The following is a 17,751-nucleotide window of genomic DNA, read 5'->3' as shown; positions in this document are numbered from 1 at the left end:
CGATCATGAGGTTGGCAGCGACAAAACGGACACCAAGCGCCGCCAAGTTCATGATCGACGCGACCGGGCAGGGCTGACCCGAAGGGCGCCGCAGGCGACACGCGCGATCTTGCCGTTCACGCCCTCCCGGCATCCCGTTTGCGAGGTTTGCCCGGGCAGCAAGTGCAAGATCGCGGGTGAACTGGCGACGGATGCGGCAATCTTGGAGTTGTGGCGCCTCGCGAAAGCCGTGAGTCGGGCATCCCGGGTGCCACAACTCCAAGATCGGCGTCGGGGCGGGGAGCAGCAGGGTCAGCGGCGGCCGTGGCGAGCACGAAGGTAGTCGGAAACCACGTACTCGCCCAGGTCGTCCAGGTCCGGGGTGAACATGCGGCCACCCGAACGCCGCGCCACCGCGTCCACGAACCGGCGCAGCCCTGGATCATCGCCCAGCATGAACAGGTTGAGCGTCGCGCCGTACCGGGTCAGCCGGTCCACCTCCCGGATCGTCGCCGAGATGGTCTCCGGCAACGGCGGCCAGTGGAAGTACGCCTCACCGTCCTCCGGGTCCAGGTGCGCTGTCGGCTCGCCGTCGGTGACCACAAGCACCACCGGCTCGGCACCCGGGTGGCGGCGCAGGTGCCGGCCGGCGATCCGCAGCGCGTGCTGGAGGTTGGTGCCCTGCTGCATGTCCGGCTCCACCGCCGCAAGCTCCTGCTGGGTCAGCGGCATCGCCTCCCGGCCGAAGCCGACGATCTGCAGCGCGTCCTGCGGGAACCGGGTCGCCATCAGATGCGACAGGGCCAGCGCGGTCTGCTTCATCGGGCCCCAGCGGCCCTGCGAGATCATCGAGTACGACAGGTCGACGCAGAGCACCACCGCCGCCGACGCCCGCCGTTCGGTCTCCACCACCTCGAAGTCCTCGACCGCGAGCGGCACCGGCACTCCGGGACCGGCCCGTCGTACCGCGCGGGTGAGCGTGCGCACCACGTCCAGCGGCTGCTCGTCGCCGTACTCCCAGGGGCGGGACGCCCCGCTCACCTCGCCCGCCGCGCCCGCCGTGCGGAGGTCGTGCTGGCCGCGCGGGCCGGCGGTCAGGTCGGCGAAGACCCGCCGCAGCGCGGTGCTCGCGAGCCGGCGCAGCGCCTTGGGGCTGAGCGTCAGGCCGTCCGCATCGCGGGTGACCCAGCCCTGGCGGCGCAGTTCGCGTTCCAGCTCCCGCAACCGGCGTACGTCGTCGGCGGCGTCCCGGCCCAGCGTCCGGGCGACGGCCTCCACGTCGACGTCGTCGAGCGTGGCGCCGGGCTGGTCCTGGTCGAGGGAGTCCAGCAGCTCGTCGAGTTCGGCGATCTCGTCGAGCGCGCCGGTGGCCTCGCCGTAGCCGAGCGGCTGGTCGCCGCGGACCCGCTCGCCGCGCTGCCAGTTCAGGTCCGGCCGCAGCGACCGCAGGTGGGCGTCGAGCTGGGACAGTTCGCCGGCGAGCCGGTCGCCGAGCGACTGGCGCATCAGCCCGGCCAGTTCCTCGCGTTGCCGGTCCGACAGCGACCGCATGAGCCGCTCACCGGCGGCGGCCCGCCGGGCCAGTACGTCGATCAGCTCGTCGACATCCCTGGGGCGTTCCGGGAAGAACTCGCCGTGGCGGCGCATGAACTCGGCGAACGCGTCGGTGGTGTCCTCGGCGCGGGCGTGCCGGGCGAGCAGGTCGTTGAGGTCGCGCATCATCTCGGCGAGCTGCCGCTGGACGGCCGGGTCGGCGGTGGCCCGGGCCGCGTCGCGCAGCCCGGCGAATCGCTGCTCCAGCACGTCGCCGCGCAGCCCGTCGAGGATCCGCTGGTACGTCTGCCGCGCCTCGGCGCTGGCCCAGTCGTACCCGGAAAGCTCCGACACGGCACGGGCGGTGGAGCGGGGCAGGTTGTCGAGCACGGCCTCGGCGAACCGGGCGTCGTCGCCGTCGCGGCCGCGCAGCTCGTCGCGTTCGGCGGCGAGCGCCTGGTCGAGCAGGGCCCGGGCCCGGGTGACGGCGCCGTCCAGGTCGCCCCGGCGCAGCGCCTCCCGGCGGAGGCGGCGGGCGCGGGCGGCCAGGTCGTCGAGCCCGCCACGCCCCTGCGGGCCGCGCCGTAGCAGCTCGCGCAGCGATTCGCGCAGGCTGCCGCCGGCGAGCACGTCCGAGCCGACCGCGTCCACCGCGGCGCGCACGTCGTACGGCGGGGCGAGCGGGTCGGGTCCGCCGCGCCACTGCCCGTACCGGAAGCGGTTGCCGCCGGCCATTGTCAGTCCCGGTCCCCGTAGACGGTGCGCCCGGTGTCGGTGACGTCCTTGCCGAGCCGGCGGGTCAGGTGCAGCCCTTCCAGCACGAACTCGATGCCGGCTGCCGCCTCCTCCGGGCTGGGCGCGTCGCCGAGCCCGAGCCGGTCGAGCACCTTGGCCAGCCCCGGCACGGTCCCGACCTGGCGCAACAGCTCGGCCGAGGAGACCAGTTCCCCGGTCTCGACGGCGCCGCCCTCGGCGACGATCGCGGTGAAGCCGGACAGGTCGAGCCCGGCGAGGCGGGCGCGGAACGTCTCGGCGGTGGCGGTACGCAGCAGGTGCGCGAGCACCTCGATCTCGCGCCCCTCTTCGCCGCTCTCGAACTCGACCTTGCCGCGCAGCGTGGAGGTGACGGAGACGGTGTCCCCGATCCGGGCCACCGGCGCCTCCCGACGAGAGGCAGACGCAGACGCAGCGCCGCCACCCGAGGCAGCAGCGACGGCAGAGGCACCGGCCAGCAGACCCGAACGGCGCAACGCGGCGGCGGCGACCGTCTCCGCGGCGGCGATGGCGAACCGGGCGGACACGCCGGAGCGCGGGTCCACCGACGGGGACTCCCGCACGTCGCGGGCGAACCGGGCCAGCACCTCCAGCACGTGCTCAGGTACGACGGCGACCAGGTCGGCCTCCTGCCGGATCAGTGCCAGCTCCAGGTCGAGGTCGAGCGGGTAGTGGGTACGGATCTCCGCGCCGAACCGGTCCTTCAGGGGCGTGATGATCCGGCCCCGGTTGGTGTAGTCCTCCGGGTTGGCGCTCGCCACCAGCAGCAGGTCCAGCGGCAGCCGCAGCTGGTAGCCGCGGACCTGGATGTCGCGCTCCTCCAGCACGTTGAGCAGCGCCACCTGAATGCGTTCGGCCAGGTCGGGCAGCTCGTTGACGGCGAAGACGCCCCGGTTGGTGCGCGGTACGAGCCCGAAGTGGATGGTCTCCGGGTCACCGAGCGTGCGGCCCTGGGCGAGGCGGATCGGGTCGACGTCGCCGATCAGGTCACCGACGCTGGTGTCCGGCGTGGCGAGCTTCTCGCCGTACCGCATCGAGCGGTGCAGCCACCCGATCGCCAGGTCGTCGCCGGCCGAGTCGACGAGCGCCTGGGACGCCGGGGTGAGCGGGTGCATCGGGTGCTCGTTGAGTACCGAGCCGGGGATCACCGGGGTCCACTCGTCGAGCAGCGCGCCGAGCGAGCGGATCAGCCGGGTCTTGCCCTGCCCGCGCTCGCCGAGCAGCACCATGTCGTGCCCGGCGAGCAGCGCGCGCTCGACCTCGGGCAGCACCGTGTCCTCGTAGCCCACGATGCCGGGGAAGCGTTCCTCGCCGGAGCCCATCCGGACGAGGAGGTTGTCTCGGAGTTCCTGTTTGACCGTGCGGTAGCGGTGGCCGGTCGCGCGCAGCTCGCCGAGCGTGCTCGGCAGGTCGGCGGGCGGGACCGGGGAAACCTGGTTGGGAGCGGTCACCCGACCCACGCTAGCGCGGTCCGATGACCGGCGGCGCCCGTCGTCACTCAGCCGACCACGGACGCCACCGGAACGCCGCTCACTTACCGAGGCGGGCGCGGACCATCCGGGGTACGGCGGCCAGCCCGGTGACCGGGCGGAACGCGTGCGCGGCGGCGACCAGTGCGGCGTACTCGTCGTCGGCGAGGTCGATCTCGGCGGCGGCGGCGTTGCGTTCCATCTGCTCGACCCCGGAGGCACCGGGGATGGCCACCACGTTCGGGTGCCGCAGCACGTACGCGAGCGCGATCTGGCTCGGCGTGGCGTCGTGCGCGTCGGCCACCTCGCGCAGCGTGGCGATCAGCGCGGTGCCGCGTTCCAGGTTCTCCGGCAGGAAGTACGGGTTGGCCCGGCGTACCGCCCCGGCCGGCGGGTTCGTGGCGTCGTAGCGGCCGGAGAGGAAACCCTGCGCCAGCGGCGAGTACGCGATGACGATCCGGCCGGCCTGCTCCGCGTACGGGATGAGGTCTTCCTCGGGGCCGCGGTCGATCATGCTGTAGCGGACCTGGTTGCTCAGCACCCGGCGGCCCAGCGCGGCCTCGGCGAACCGCCACCGGCGCAGGCCGTAGTTGCTGACGCCGACCTCGCCGACCAGCCCGACGTCCTGCAGCGAGCGCATGCCGCGCATGGTGGTGGTGTCGGCGACCACCGGGTTGGCCTGGTGCACCTGGTAGAGGTCGATGCCGTCGACGCCGAGCCGGGCGGCGGAGGCGACCGCGCGCTGCTGCACCACCGGGGCGACCGGCAGCAACGGGAAGATCTTGGTGGCGACCACGACCTTGGCCCGGTCGTCGCCCAGTGCCGCACCGAGGATGCGTTCGCTGCGGCCGAAGCCGTACAGCTCGGCGGTGTCGAACAGGGTGACGCCCAGGTCGAGCGCCCGACGGACGATCTCGGCGGCCCGGCGCTCGTACTCGGGGCCGTAGCCCCACTCCTTGGAACCGAACTGCCAGGTGCCGAGGCCGATCTTGGAGATGGGCTTGGGGGTGTCGAGCCGCACGTAACGCATGAGGCCGAACGTACCCGCGCCGCTGCGTGCGCACTCCGGTCCGGACAGAATGGCCTGGTGACCTACCTCGCCAGCGACGACCGTTACCACGAGATGATCTACCGGCGCAGCGGCCGGAGCGGGCTGAAGCTCCCCGTCATCTCCCTCGGCCTGTGGCACAACTTCGGACCGGACCGCCCCTTCGAGCGGCAGCGTGACATCGTCCGCCGCGCCTTCGACCTCGGCATCACCCACTTCGACCTGGCCAACAACTACGGCCCGCCGCCCGGTTCGGCGGAGGAGAACTTCGGCCGGCTGCTCGCCGCCGACCTGAAGCCGTACCGGGACGAGCTGGTGATCTCCAGCAAGGCCGGCTATCTGATGTGGCAGGGCCCGTACGGCGAGTGGGGCTCGCGCAAGTACCTGATCTCGTCGCTGGACCAGTCACTGCGCCGCCTCGGACTGGACTACGTCGACATCTTCTACTCGCACCGGTTCGACCCGGAGACCCCGCTGGAGGAGACGATGGGCGCGCTCGACGCGATCGTCCGCTCCGGCAAGGCGCTCTACGTGGGCATCTCCAACTACGACTCGGAGCAGACCGAGCGGGCCGCCGCGATCCTGCGCGACCTGGGCACGCCGCTGCTGATCAACCAGCCGTCGTACTCGATGATGAACCGCTGGACGGAGAGCGACGGCCTGCTGGACACGCTGGAGCGCGTCGGCGCCGGCTGCATCGCCTACAGCCCGCTCGCCCAGGGCCTGCTCACCGACCGCTACCTGAAGGGCATCCCGGCCGACTCCCGGGTCCGCACGAGCGTCTTCCTGAACGAGAGCGACCTCGACGAGGAGACGATGGCGACGGTCCGAGGGCTCGCCGCGGTGGCCGAGCGACGCGGGCAGACCCTCGCGCAGCTCGCCTTGACGTGGGCGCTGCGCGACCCGCGCATGACCAGCCTCATCATCGGCGCGAGCAGCGTCGGGCAACTGGAGGGCAACGTGGCCGCGGTGAACAACCTCGACCTCGCCGGTGACGACCTGGCGGAGATCGAGAGCCTGCTCGGCTGAGTCACCAGATGCGGCGCCGCCCGGCGCGGTGGTTGCGGATCCCGCACGGCCGCCCGGGCGGCGGCCCGCCGGCCCGCCGCAGTCCGACCACCGCCGCCGCGAGCAGCGCGACGACGAGCGCCGCCGCGCCGAGGACGAGCGGCCGGGACAGCGGTCCGCCGTCGGTCACCGTCGCGACCGGCACCGCCGGCTCGTCGTCGGCCGCCGGCACGGCGAGGGTACGCGGAGGCGACGCGCTCGCCTTCGGCGCTGCCGGCGGCAGGTCCGGCTCACCGCGTGCCGCCCGGAAGATCACGTCCGAGCAGGAGTAGTACGTGTCCTGGGTGTCCGAGTTCTGCCAGATGACGTAGACGAGGTGCCGTCCGGTCCGGTCGGTCGGCAGCTTCCCCCGCATCTCGTACGCGCCCGCGCGGATCGGCGGGTCGGTGACCTCGAGGAACGGTTTCTCCTCCAGATCCGCCCAGGTGAGCACGCGCTTCGGCGAGTACGAGCCGGTGGTGACGTAGTACCGGAACGTGCCCCGGTGCGGGATGGTGGTGCGGTAGCGGAACGTGTGCCGGGCACCGGCCGTGAGCGTGGTGGCGGGCCAGTCGGCACGCGCCAGGTCCAGCCCCCGGTACGCGGACAGCCCGCCGCTGCACAGTTCCCCGTCCGGAATGCGTTCCCGGTCCCGCCCGTCGATCCGGGCCACCCGGATGTTGTCCCACTCGCGTACCGCCGCTCCGGCGGCGACCGCGGCCCGGCAGGCGGGCGTCTGCGCCCGGCCACCCTCGGGCCCGCACGCGGCGGCCCGGCTCAGCGGGCTGGTCGGCGCACCGTGCGCCGCGGCCGGCGCGGCGGTCAGCGGCACCGTCGCGGCGACGGCGGCGAACGCGGCGAACGCGCGACGTGCGGCCATGTGATCGACCTCCCGCGCACTGGTACGGCCGCGAGCCGCCAAAGGTTCGATCCGCGCCGATCGGCCGGGGCGGCATGACCGAACGGACAACCGGGGCGGCGACGGACGCCTGACGGCCCTAGAGTGACGAAACCCTGTGATCGAGGAGCGTCCCTTGCCCGAGCCGGTCCCGTCCCCCGAGTCGTCCCGCGCCGCCCCCGCGGCCGGTCCCGCACCGGGCGACGTTCCCGCCCCCGCACAGCCGTACCTGCTGGTCCTGCCCACGATGGAGGGCGCTCCCGCACCGGTGCCGTGGCCCGGTGCCGAGGGGCAACCAGGCTGGGCCATTCCGGTCAGCGTGCCGCCCGGCACCCAGGGGTACGCGTTGTTCCTTCCGCTGGTCCCGGCGGCCGTCCAGCAGACGGCGACGGGCCAGCCTGCGGTGCCCGCGCAGGCCGCCGCGCCCACCGCCGAGCGCTCCCCCGTGGAGGGCGCCGCCCCGGCCGCCGCACCGGCCGACCGGCCGACGGGCGGAGAGGCTGTCGCCGCCCCGCCGGACGCCGTTCCGGCCGCTCGCCGCGAGCGGGAGGGCGAGGCGTCCCCGGCCGCCGGCGACGCGGCACCGTCCACGCCGGATGCCGCCCCGGCGGCTTCGGCCACTACCCAGGCGGCCGGCTCGAAGCCGTCCGTCGCAAGCGCCACCGCAGCGGGTGCGGCCACGGCCGGCTCCGGTGGGGCCGGGACCGGCGTGCGCTCCGGCGACAGCGCGCCGCAGACGGCCACTTCACCGACGTCCGGCCCGTCGGGAGCCTTGCAGACGCCTGCCGCTCCCCCGGGTGCGCAGCCGACCTCCGGGTCATGGGCTGCGCCCGGCACGCAGCCGACCACCGGGCCGCTGCCCGCGCCGGGTACTCAGCGCGCTCCGGGCACCCCGCCTCCGCACGGCGGTGGGCTGGCGCCCGCGCCGCCGTACCCCGGAATGGGGTGGAGCGGGCACCCGCAGGCGCCGACGTGGGCGCCGCGACCTCCGGTGCCGCGGACCTCGTTCCTCGGCGCGCGGTGGCCCGGCCCGAAGGCGGCGACCGGGCGGGCGGTGCCGCTCGCGGTGCTGGCCGCCGCGGTCGGCAGCGCGGTCTTCGTGCCGCTCGGCCGCGTCGGCGTCGGCTGGTTCCTGGGCTGGCTCACGCTCACGCTCGCTGTGGTGCTGGCGGTCCGGTCGAAGACCGCGGACCTGCCGCGCGCCGACAAGCTCATCCGGGCCGGGTGGGCGGCTGCGGCGCTGGCCCTGATCGCCGTGCCGGCGTTCCGGAACGCCTGGTGGCTCGTGACGTTCTGCGTGCTCGGCGCGCTCGGCTGCGCCACCCTGGCGATCATCGGCGGGCGGCTGGTGCGCTCGGTCCTGTTCGGCCTGGTGGCGACGCCGTTCGCGGCGTTGCGTGGCCTGCCGTGGGTACGCCGGCACATCACCGCCTCGCCGCAGGAGGCGACCGTGCGCAAGGTGACTGTCTCGGTGGTCGCCACGGTCGTGGTGCTCGTGGTCTTCGGCAGCCTGCTCGCGTCGGCCGACGCGGCGTTCTCCGAGGCGCTCGGTTCGCTCGTCCCTGAGATCAACATCGGTACGGTGTTCGGCTGGCTGTTCCTCGCAGTGGTGGGCGGTCTGATCGCGGTTGCCGCGCTCTACACGCTCGCCGCGCCGCCCGACCTGTCCACCGTGGATCGCGAGGGTGAACGCCGTCTCGGCCTGCTGGAGTGGGCCCCGGCCATCGGCGCGCTTACGCTGCTGTTCGCCGGGTTCGTGGTGGTGCAGTTCACCACGCTCTTCGGCGGGCAGCAGCACGTGCAGCGGGTCGCCGGGCTCAGCTACGCCGAGTACGCGCGCAGCGGCTTCTGGCAGCTGCTCTTCGTCACGCTGCTGACGGTGGCGGTGCTCGGCGGGGTGAGCCGCTGGGCACGCCGGGAGCGGCCGGTCGAGCGGATCCTGCTGCGCGTGCTGCTCGGGCTGATCAGCGCGCTCAGCGTGGTGATCGTGGCGTCGGCGTTGTCCCGGATGTGGACGTACCAGAAGGTCTACAGCTTCACCGGCGAGCGGATCTTCGTGATGGCGTTCGAGATGCTGCTCGGCACGGTCTTCCTGATGATCATCGCGGCCGGCGTCAAGTGGCGGGGCCGGTGGATCCCCGGCACCACGCTCGCGCTGGCGGTGGCGATGCTGCTCGGCCTGGCCGTGCTCAACCCGGAGGACTACGTCGCCCGCCGCAACACGCTGCGGTACGAGCAGACCGGCAAGATCGACGCCTGGTACCTGCGGGCACTGTCCGCCGACGCCACCCCGGCGCTCGCCAAACTCCCCGACCCGGTACGCCGGTGCACGCTGAGCTGGATCGCCGACGACCTCGCCGAACCCGACCCCTGGTACGCCTGGAACCTGGGCCGCCAGCGCGCCCACAAGGCCCTCGACGAGGTCGGCCCGCAGGCGATCGGCGGCCCGAAGGACTGCCGCCGGGCCGACCAGTTCGACCTGCCGAAGACCCGGCGCCCGCGCTGACGTCGCAGGCCGGGCCGCGAATCCCCGCGGCCCGGCCGGCCCGGTCAGGCCGGACCGCCGCCGAAGCCGATCTCGTTGCCGTCCGGGTCGTGGAAGATCACCTTGCGGACGCCGTTGTCGTAGGTCTCCTGCGCGGTCGGCGTCAGACCGCGGGCGGTGATCCCCGCGACGCGGGAGTCGAGGTCGTCGACGACTACCGTCTGCATGGCGTGACCGGCGTGCTCGGGCCGCACGTCGACGTAGAGGTAGCGGTGCTCGGCCAGCTCCCACACCGCCTCGCTGTCGTTCGGCCGGAACTGCGGCGGTTCGCCGAACAGCCGCTCGTACCAGTCCGTCGCCACCGCGAGATCGCGCACCGGGACGCCGGCGAACAGGTCGACAGTCATCCGGCCAATCTATCCGGGTCGACGTGCCGGCGCGGGCTCACGCCGTACCGGCGTTTGAACGCCGCACTCAGGGCGAACGAACTGCCGTAGCCGACCCGGCGGGCCACCGCGCCGACTGTGGCGCCTGGCTCGCGGAGCAGGTCGGCCGCGAGCGCCAGCCGCCAGCCCGTCAGGTACGACATGGGCGGCTCACCGACCAGCGCGGTGAAGCGCCGGGCCAGCGCCGCCCGCGACATCCCCACCTCCGCGGCGAGTGACGCCACCGTCCACGGCCGGGCCGGGTCGTGGTGCAGCATGCGCAGCGCGCGGCCGACCACCGGATCGGCGTACGCCAGGTACCAGGCGGGGGCGGCGGCGTCCGGCCGGGCGAACCACTCCCTCAGCGCGGCGATGAGCAGCAGGTCGAGCAGGCGGTCCAGCACCGCCTCCTGGCCGGGGTCGTCCTTGACGATCTCGGCGGCCAGCAGCGGCACCAGCGGCGTGTCCCACGACTCGCGCCGCACCACCGCGAGCGGCGGCAGCGCGTCCAGCAGCCGCCGCCCGACAGTGCCCCGTACCGGGTACGTGCCGGTGAGCAGCACGGTCCGGCCGTCCGGCCCGTTGCCCCAGGTGCGTACGCCCCAGCGTGTCATCGCGAACAGCTCGCGCCCGTCCGGTGTGGTGCAGCGCTGCCCCGGGTGCACTACCACCTGCGGCGCCGTGGCCGGGTCGTCCGCCACCGTGTACGGGGCCGGCCCGCGCACGATCGCCACGTCACCGCCGGTCAGCCGCGCGGCGTCGCCCTCCTCCGGCACGATCCAGCCCTCGCCCCGCACCACGGCGACAAGCGTGAGCGGCGCCTCGTCCCGGATCAGCATCGACCAGGGCGGGGTGAGGATCGAACGCAGCAGGAAGGCGCCCCGCGCCCGGGGACCGTCGAGCAGGCCGGAGACGGCGTCCACGAGACGATTGAACACACGATCGCGCGTCCTGACCATGTGCCGTCTCATCGCCCGGCGGTTCGATGAGGACATGCGACTCGTACAACAACTGACGCTGGTCGGCGCCACAGTCGGCGCCGGTCTGATGGCGGGCCTGTTCGCCGCGTTCGCGTACGCCGTGATGCCGGCGCTGCGCGGCGCGGACGACCGCACGTTCGTGGACGCCATGCAGCGCATCAACGTCTCAGTCGTCAACGGCTGGTTCCTGCTGGCGTTCCTGGGTACGCCGGCGCTGGCGGCGCTCGCGGCGGTGCTGGCGTGGCGCGGGGCGACCCGGCCGGCGCTGCCGTGGATCGTCGCCGGGCTGGCCCTGTACCTGGTGATGTTCGTCGTCACGGTGGCGGTGAACGTGCCGCTGAACGACGCGCTCGCGGCGGCCGGCACGGCGGATCTCGGAGCGGCGCGGGAGCGCTTCGAGTCCGCCTGGGTCACCTGGAACGTGGTCCGGACGGTGGCGAGCACTGCCGGGTTCGGCGCGCTGTGCTGGGCGCTGGTGCTCACCGGTTGAGCTGCTATGACCGGTCTTCGATCAGCGGCAGGTAGTTCTCCGGCAGCCAGCGGACGACCACCTTCGGGAAGAGCGTGCCGCCGATCCGCCGGTAGAAGCGCTGCGCGGCCTCGTTCTCCGGCTTCACCTCCCACCGGATGACGAGGCGCTGGGCGGCGGCCCGCTCGGCCAGAGCGACCATCAACCGCCGCCCCACGCCGCCGTCGCGGGCCTCGGCGCGGACGAACAGGTCGTCGAGCGCGAGGATGTCGACGCCGCTCCACATGTGCAGGCGCCGCTGCGCGGAGACGTAGCCGAGCGTCTCGCCGTTCCGCTCGGCAAGCAGGACCGTCACGTCGGCGCGGCCCAGCACCTCGCGCCACCGCTCGGGGGTGGCGCCGACATACTCGCTCTCCCCCTCGTGGGCCGCGATCTCCCGGACCAGGGCGTCCACCACGGCCGCGTCGTCCGGGCCGGCCTGTCGGATGCGGATGGCGTCGTTCACGGTGCTCTCCCTCACGGTCGGATCACGGGCGGACGATCATGATCATCCCCGGAAGGCGTCACCCCATGATCCGACTTTCGGGCCGTCCTCGATCAGGGCGTCGGCCGGTACGGCGCATCCCCCACGATCACGCTGCGCTCAACTGCGGCCCGCGCTGTTTCCGCTGGTCGTTTCAGCTCGGCGGCACTCTCACCGGGCAGGGAGCGCGTGCCGTCCGATCGGCCGGCGAAGCGGGCAAGGGCGACTGTGTTGCGCCGCCGCCGAACCGCCGCCGAACCTGCATCTGCATGCATCGAGGAGGCCGGAAGACAACAAACACCCGGGGAGGGTCCCCCAAGTGTCGGGGCGGCAGTCGGATCCCGCCGGCCCACTTAATCGCGCCGGGGGCCCGTTCTGATCAGCGCGAGCGAGATCACGATCACGACGATGCCGAGGCCCGCCAGGACGGTCGGCGCCTGCAGGAGCAGATCCTCCGTCGCGTACCCGTCGGGCGTGGCAGCCCGGGTCGGATCCGTCCTGTCGACGCGTACATCGAGTAACTCCCCGACGCGGAACTCACTGTCGTCGAGTTCGCTGGAGAACCGCTCCCGGTGCCGCACGCCGTCGAATGTGTAGTCCACAGTCAGCCTGTTGGCGGAGAACGAACGGGTGATCCTGAACCGTTCGACGTGGACCACTTCGCCTGTCGTCTCGGCGCCGACGCGAATCCGCTCGTCGATCGCCTCGTTCAGCCGACCGGTGAGCAGCATCCCCCCGCCGATCAGGAGGGTGCCCAGCACAACCGCGAGGACCAGCTTCAACTCTCGCCAGCCGAACGGGCTCTCCACTACCGGCCTCCTCGTGCCTCGGTTCGCATCGGTCAGTCGCCGGCCGGGACAAGTGCGTTGTGAAGTGTTCCGACGCCTGCATCAATGGTGTGGGCGGCGCACGGGGCGATCCAGATGTTGGTGCGCGGATCTTCCCTGGCAGTACGTGATCTCTCGCGCCACATAAACACCAGGTAGGGCGGTCCAGATCTGGTTGCCGATCTTGTCACCTCGGTGGGCGTGTGAACCTGCTCGACACTTCAAGGCCAGATGTCGGACCATCTGACAAGCAGCCCGGGACGGCGTCCCGACCGTGACGGCTGCTGCTGGCGGCACAGGCCGCCCTTCCCGAGGATCCGGTTGCACGAAAGCCGGGAAACAAACCAGCAGCCTGGTCGACGATTGCTCGACCAGGCTGCTGGTTTGCTGCTCCAAGGGTGGAGCCGAGGGGACTCGAACCCCTGACCCCCACACTGCCAGTGTGGTGCGCTACCAGCTGCGCCACGGCCCCTTGCGGTCGTCCCCGGTCGCCCGGGCACGGAGAGAACTATACACACGCCGCCCGGCATGGTCATCTCGCGGGGGTGCCCCCGCACCCGGCTCAGTTCAGTGCCACGTCCGGCGGGAAGTGGGCCACCGCCGCCATCATGCCGCCCTGCCGGCGCAGCACCATCGGCCAGAGATCATCCGGCCGGTCGACGAAGGCGTCACCGGGCAGCGCGTCGAACACGAACCAGGAGCCCTCCTCGATCTCGCGCTCGACCTGCCCGGCACCCCAGCCGGAGTAGCCGGCGAACACCCGGATCCCGCCGACCGCCTCGCGCAGCTTCTCCGGGTCGACCGAGAGGTCGATGGTGCCGACCGCGCCGGAGACGCGGTGGAAGCCCTTGACCGGCCGGACGGGGTGCCGCATCCGGGCCAGGCAGATGGCGGAGTCGGGCTGCACCGGGCCGCCCTCGAACAGCACCGCCGGGTCGCCGGCCAGGTCGCTCCAGTCGCCGAGCACGTCGGCCACGGAGACCTCGGTGGCCCGGTTCAGCACCACCCCGAGGGCGCCGCCGGGTTCGTGGGCGACGAGCAGCACGACCGTACGGTCGAAGTTCGGATCCTTGAGCCCTGGTGTCGCGACCAGCAGTCGTCCGGTCATCGACTCCATGGCTCGGCCACCGATCGCCTGCCCCTCACCCTGCATGTCCGACACCCGTCAGCCGTGCGCCCGTACGGGCCCGAGGCCGTCGACCGTCCACCCTGTCAACGCCATGTCACGCACCATAGCCTGCACCCGGCCCGCTGGTTAAGGTCTGACGGCGGGTGATCGCGACGGATCGAGGGAGGGCCGGATGGCGGCGCAGGCCGAACTGGCGGTGATCGGCGGGTCGGGGCTCTACGCCCTGCTCGACGGGGTGGAACACGTGGTGGACACCCCGTACGGCGAGCCGTCGGGCCCGATCACCGTCGCCGAGGTGGGCGGTCGCCGGGTGGCGTTCCTGCCCCGCCACGGACGCGATCACCGTTACCCGCCGCACCTGATCCCGTACCGGGCGAACCTGTGGGCGCTGCGGTCGCTCGGCGTACGCCAGGTGCTGGCACCGTGCGCGGTGGGCGGCCTGCGGCCGGAGCTGGGCCCGGGGACGTTCGTGGTGCCGGATCAGTTGATCGACCGCACCAGCGGGCGCACGCAGACGTACTACGACAGGGGCGCGGTGCACGTGTCGTTCGCCGACCCGTACTGCCCGGCCGGGCGGCGCACGCTGCTCGACACGGCGGCGGGGCGTGGCGTGCCGGCGGTGGACGGCGGGACCGTGGTCGTGGTCGAGGGTCCGCGCTTCTCGACCCGGGCGGAGTCGCGCTGGTTCGCCTCGATGGGCGGCACGATCGTCAACATGACCGGTCACCCGGAGGCGGTGCTGGCCCGTGAGCTTGCCCTCTGCTACACGTCGATCGCGCTGGTGACGGATCTGGACGCGGGCGTGGAGGCGGGCGAGTCGGTCACCCACGAGGAGGTGTTCCGGGTCTTCGCGGAGAACACCGACCGGCTGCGCGGGCTGCTGCTGGACGCCGTGGCGGCGCTGCCCGCCGAGCGGGAGTGCGAGTGCGGGAGCGCCCTGGACGGGATCAAGCTGCCGTTCCCGCTGCCCTGAGCGCGGGAAGCGCCCGAAAAGTCGTCTTCGGCCCGATAGATTCGGCTGGTCGGGAGACTGGGCACCGGGCCGGCTCCGGCATCCGCGTGCGGAACGGAGGCAGCCGGCGATGGCGACGGTGCGGGAGGCGACCTACGACCTGCTGCGCGCGCTCGGCCTGACCACCGTCTTCGGCAACCCCGGCTCGACCGAGGAGCCGTTCCTCCAGCACTTCCCGGACGACTTCCACTACGTGCACGCGCTTCAGGAGGCGTCGGCGGTCGCGATGGCCGACGGCTACGCCCAGGGCACCGGCCGGCCCGCGCACGTCAACCTGCACACCGCGCCCGGCACCGGCAACGGCATGGGCAACCTGGTCACCGCCTGGCACAACCGGACCCCGCTGATCGTCAGCGCCGGCCAGCAGACCCGCGAGATGCTGCTGATCGAGCCGCGCCTGGCCAGCCCCCGGGCGGTCGAGCTGGCCCAGCCGTACGTCAAGTGGGCCCACGAGCCGGCCCGCGCGCAGGACATCCCGGCGGCCTTCATGCGGGCGTACGCCTCGGCGGTGCAGCCCCCCGCCGGACCGGTCTTCCTCTCCCTGCCGATGGACGACTGGGACCGTCCGGCCGACCCGCCGCCGCAGGTGCGTACCGTCGCCACCCGGATCGCGCCGGACCCGGACCGGCTGCGCGGCTTCGCCGGCGCGCTGGCCGCCGCCCGCGCCCCGGCACTGGTGCTCGGCGCGGCGGTGGACCGGTCGGACGCCTGGCCGGACGCGGTGGCGCTGGCCGAGCGCCTGGCCGCCCCGGTCTGGGCCGCCCCGGCACCGGAGCGCGCCGTGTTCCCCGAACGGCATCCGCACTTCCGGGGCGTGCTGCCGTACGCGATCGGGCCGCTGTCGGAGGCGCTGCGCGGCCACGACGTGGTGCTGGTGGTGGGCGCGCCGGTGTTCCGCTACTACCCGCACGTGCCCGGTGACTACCTGCCCGGCGACGCGCGGCTGCTGCACGTCACCGACGATCCGGACGAGGCGGCCCGCGCCCCGGTCGGGGAGAGCCTGCTCGGCGACGCCGGGCTGACCTTGGCCGCGCTGTGTGAGCTGCTGCCGCCGACCGATCGGGCGGCGCCGTCACCGCGCCCGCAGCCGGCCCCGCCCGAGCCGGCCGACCCGCCGAGCGCCGACGCGCTGTTCGCCGCGCTGGCGGACGCGTGGCCGGCGGACGGGGTGCTGGTACAGGAGTCGCCGTCCAACCTGGCCGCGCTGCGCCGCCGGCTGCCGATCGAGCGGCCGCGCTCGTACCTGACGATGGCCAGCGGCGGCCTCGGCTTCGGGCTGCCGGCGGCGGTCGGCATGGCGCTCGCCGAGCGCGACAGCGGGCGTGGCCGCCCGGTCGTCGCGGTGGTCGGCGACGGCTCGTTCCACTACTCGGTCCAGGCGTTGTGGACGGCGGCGCGGCTGCGTCTGCCGCTCGCCGTCGTGGTCCCGGTGAATCAGCAGTACGCGATCCTGAAGGCGTTCGCCGAGCTGAAGCACACCCCTGGCGTGCCGGCGCTGGACCTGCCCGGGCTGGACGTGACGGCGGTGGCGCACGGCTACGGGTGCGCCGGTGAGGTGACCACGCCGGACGGGCTCGGCGCGGCGCTCGAGGCGGCGCTCGCCTCGGACCGACCGACGGTGCTGCCGGTGCCGATCAGCACCGACGTGCCACGGATCCTGTGAGCCTCAGCCGGGCTGGACGATCAGCGGGGCGCCGCTGCCGGCGTCGAGCACCACGCGCCCGCCCACCGGCGCGGTGAGCGTGACGCTGACCGGCTTCAGCACGAGCTGCTGGGTGCAGGGGCCGGTGGGCGAGACCACGGCGCCGCCGATCACCACCACGTCCGGCCGTTCCAGCACCAGCGGTGTGGGCGGACTGTCGCAGGCGCCGACGCCGAGCAGGTAGTCGATGCGGTTGCCCTCCACCGCCCGTAGTTGCTGCGCGGACACCAGGCCCGCCGGGAGCGGCGTGCCGGGCACCGCGCCGCCGGGAACCCGGCCGGTCACGCGCGGCGCGACAGCGACCCGGGCCACGGGTACGGCCAGTTCCTCCACGGTGAACAGCCAGGCGGGCACCTCGGCACGCCCTCGGCTGGTCCACACCGGCGCGCTGCCCAGCCGCACCCCGGTCACGGTGAGCGCCACGCACGCGCCGGGCGCCGAGGTCGACACCGGGTCGTTCGGGCCGGGTCGCCCGGTCGGTGCCGGATCCGGTGCGGCCGGACGCCCGTCGCAGGGCGGCGGATCACCCTGGTGGAGTTGGGCGTACGCGTCGGCGGCGCTCACCAGCGGCACCCGCAGCGTGCCGTCGGGGAACCGGATCGTGCCGTCCTTCGGCACGTCGGCCGGGATCGGGATCTGGTCCCGGTACCAGCCGGCGTTGAACGCCGTCTTCGTCTCCGCGGTGGTGCCCGGGTCGCCGGTGAGCACCGTGGCGTCCTGGAGCGGGACGTACCCGTCGTGCCAGCCCGGCACGGGCCGCCAGCCGGCCGCCACCTCCCGCGCCCGCTCGGTGAACGCGGGCCGCTGGTCCGGGCCGGCGGGCGTGGCCACCCCCGGATCGGCACCGGGCGTGGCGCAGGCGGAGAGGGCCAGCAACGGGATCCCGAGCAGGGCGAGCACGCGACGCATACGGGGTTGGACGCGTGCCCGTCCCGGCCGGTTCCCCGGGCTCAGTCCTCGCCGCCGAGGTCGGCCTGGTACGCCTCCCAGAGCAGGTCGGCGCCGTGCCGCCGGTGCCGGTCGAGCGCGCGCAGCAGACCGTGGGTGCGGGCCCGTACCTCCGCGGCGGACACCCCTGGCAGGCGTACGGCGTGCTGGAGCGCGGCGAGCGCAGCGCTGATCGCGGCGTGCTCACCGACCAGCAGGCGTACGCCCCGGTCCAGGCGTGGCGCGGCGCGCACCAGGTCGGCGTAGTGGCCGCCGGCTCCCTCGGTGACGCGGACGTGTTCGGTGAACCCCCGCCGGACGGGGTCCAGATCGGTGAGGAGTCGCTCCCGCCAGCGCGGCCCGGCGGTGGCCAGCGCCCGCCCGAGGGCGCGCAGGTCACCGGAGGCGCTCGGGAGCACGGCGGTCGGTTGCTGGATCGGACTGGTGACCATGGGACACCTCCCGCTGCTGGGTGCGAACCCGTATGGCGATGGTGGACCCGGTTCCGGGCGCTGTCCAGCGGT

Annotated in this window: 16 protein-coding genes and 1 tRNA gene; 5 read left to right on the top strand and 12 right to left on the bottom strand. The window is 73.6% G+C overall.

The annotated features are described in order from the left end of the window. Nucleotides 1-291: 291 nt before the first annotated feature. The 3 genes from O7611_RS03400 to O7611_RS03390 all read right to left on the bottom strand — a co-directional run bounded on the left by O7611_RS03400 (nucleotide 292) and on the right by O7611_RS03390 (nucleotide 4,785). On the bottom strand, nucleotides 292-2,247 hold the full coding sequence (locus O7611_RS03400; protein WP_194798435.1) for a vWA domain-containing protein: 1,956 nt from the start codon (nucleotides 2,245-2,247) through the stop codon (nucleotides 292-294). Between the two features lie 2 nt (nucleotides 2,248-2,249). Beyond that, nucleotides 2,250-3,746: a magnesium chelatase gene (locus tag O7611_RS03395; protein WP_269696183.1), complete on the bottom strand. Its 1,497-nt coding sequence runs from the start codon at nucleotides 3,744-3,746 to the stop codon at nucleotides 2,250-2,252. Nucleotides 3,747-3,816: 70 nt separating this feature from the next. Next, nucleotides 3,817-4,785, bottom strand: coding sequence for an aldo/keto reductase (locus tag O7611_RS03390; protein ID WP_047894557.1), 969 nt, complete (start codon nucleotides 4,783-4,785; stop codon nucleotides 3,817-3,819). Nucleotides 4,786-4,842: 57 nt separating this feature from the next. Between O7611_RS03390 and mgrA the strand changes: the two genes are divergently transcribed. After that, complete coding sequence (mgrA, locus tag O7611_RS03385) at nucleotides 4,843-5,832, top strand: L-glyceraldehyde 3-phosphate reductase (protein WP_269696182.1); 990 nt, start codon at nucleotides 4,843-4,845, stop codon at nucleotides 5,830-5,832. A gap of 1 nt (nucleotide 5,833) precedes the next feature. On the opposite strand, the gene O7611_RS03380 is transcribed toward mgrA, so the two are convergent. Further along, nucleotides 5,834-6,730 carry a lytic polysaccharide monooxygenase auxiliary activity family 9 protein gene (locus tag O7611_RS03380; protein ID WP_269696181.1) on the bottom strand — a complete coding sequence of 299 codons (897 nt, stop codon included), beginning with the start codon at nucleotides 6,728-6,730 and terminating at the stop codon, nucleotides 5,834-5,836. 154 nt (nucleotides 6,731-6,884) lie between these two features. Here O7611_RS03380 and O7611_RS03375 point away from each other — a divergent pair, with 154 nt between their 5' ends. Further along, nucleotides 6,885-9,254: a DUF4153 domain-containing protein gene (locus tag O7611_RS03375; protein ID WP_269696180.1), complete on the top strand. Its 2,370-nt coding sequence runs from the start codon at nucleotides 6,885-6,887 to the stop codon at nucleotides 9,252-9,254. A 44-nt stretch (nucleotides 9,255-9,298) separates the two neighbouring features. Here the strand turns inward: O7611_RS03375 and O7611_RS03370 are convergent, their stop codons facing one another. Together O7611_RS03370 and O7611_RS03365 are read right to left on the bottom strand one after the other, a co-directional pair. Further along, nucleotides 9,299-9,640, bottom strand: a complete 342-nt coding sequence (locus O7611_RS03370; RefSeq protein WP_194798440.1) for a VOC family protein — start codon at nucleotides 9,638-9,640, stop codon at nucleotides 9,299-9,301. Then, entirely contained in the window at nucleotides 9,637-10,581 is a 945-nt protein-coding gene (locus O7611_RS03365; protein ID WP_194798441.1) for an AraC family transcriptional regulator, read from the bottom strand. The genes O7611_RS03370 and O7611_RS03365 overlap by 4 nt, the downstream gene beginning before the upstream one ends. Before the next feature lie 70 nt (nucleotides 10,582-10,651). Between O7611_RS03365 and O7611_RS03360 the strand changes: the two genes are divergently transcribed. Continuing rightward, nucleotides 10,652-11,128, top strand: a complete 477-nt coding sequence (locus tag O7611_RS03360; RefSeq protein WP_269696179.1) for an anthrone oxygenase family protein — start codon at nucleotides 10,652-10,654, stop codon at nucleotides 11,126-11,128. 4 nt (nucleotides 11,129-11,132) lie between these two features. Here O7611_RS03360 and O7611_RS03355 read toward each other — a convergent pair whose 3' ends face one another. The 4 genes from O7611_RS03355 to O7611_RS03340 form a co-directional block, all read right to left on the bottom strand. Then, nucleotides 11,133-11,612 (bottom strand): GNAT family N-acetyltransferase, encoded by a 480-nt coding sequence (locus O7611_RS03355; protein WP_269696178.1) that lies wholly within the window; start codon nucleotides 11,610-11,612, stop codon nucleotides 11,133-11,135. A gap of 371 nt (nucleotides 11,613-11,983) precedes the next feature. Then, nucleotides 11,984-12,439: a DUF3592 domain-containing protein gene (locus O7611_RS03350; RefSeq protein ID WP_269696177.1), complete on the bottom strand. Its 456-nt coding sequence runs from the start codon at nucleotides 12,437-12,439 to the stop codon at nucleotides 11,984-11,986. A gap of 417 nt (nucleotides 12,440-12,856) precedes the next feature. Further along, nucleotides 12,857-12,929: transfer RNA gene (locus tag O7611_RS03345), tRNA-Ala, on the bottom strand. A gap of 90 nt (nucleotides 12,930-13,019) precedes the next feature. After that, nucleotides 13,020-13,610 carry a YqgE/AlgH family protein gene (locus O7611_RS03340; protein ID WP_018787607.1) on the bottom strand — a complete coding sequence of 197 codons (591 nt, stop codon included), beginning with the start codon at nucleotides 13,608-13,610 and terminating at the stop codon, nucleotides 13,020-13,022. A gap of 148 nt (nucleotides 13,611-13,758) precedes the next feature. Here O7611_RS03340 and O7611_RS03335 point away from each other — a divergent pair, with 148 nt between their 5' ends. Together O7611_RS03335 and mdlC are read left to right on the top strand one after the other, a co-directional pair. Then, nucleotides 13,759-14,559, top strand: coding sequence for an S-methyl-5'-thioadenosine phosphorylase (locus tag O7611_RS03335; RefSeq protein ID WP_194798444.1), 801 nt, complete (start codon nucleotides 13,759-13,761; stop codon nucleotides 14,557-14,559). 109 nt (nucleotides 14,560-14,668) lie between these two features. Beyond that, nucleotides 14,669-16,261: a benzoylformate decarboxylase gene (mdlC, locus tag O7611_RS03330; RefSeq protein ID WP_269696176.1), complete on the top strand. Its 1,593-nt coding sequence runs from the start codon at nucleotides 14,669-14,671 to the stop codon at nucleotides 16,259-16,261. Nucleotides 16,262-16,264: 3 nt separating this feature from the next. Here mdlC and O7611_RS03325 read toward each other — a convergent pair whose 3' ends face one another. Both O7611_RS03325 and O7611_RS03320 read right to left on the bottom strand, forming a co-directional pair. Next, on the bottom strand, nucleotides 16,265-17,209 hold the full coding sequence (locus O7611_RS03325; protein WP_194798446.1) for a hypothetical protein: 945 nt from the start codon (nucleotides 17,207-17,209) through the stop codon (nucleotides 16,265-16,267). A 41-nt stretch (nucleotides 17,210-17,250) separates the two neighbouring features. Beyond that, nucleotides 17,251-17,679 carry a hypothetical protein gene (locus O7611_RS03320; protein WP_194798447.1) on the bottom strand — a complete coding sequence of 143 codons (429 nt, stop codon included), beginning with the start codon at nucleotides 17,677-17,679 and terminating at the stop codon, nucleotides 17,251-17,253. Nucleotides 17,680-17,751: the final 72 nt, after the last annotated feature.

It is taken from the genome of Micromonospora sp. WMMC273 (genome assembly GCF_027460285.1).
Taxonomy (GTDB): Bacteria; Actinomycetota; Actinomycetes; order Mycobacteriales; family Micromonosporaceae; genus Micromonospora; species Micromonospora aurantiaca.
Note: the sequence above shows the minus strand (reverse complement) of the source record. Positions and strands in the feature narration are given on the sequence as shown.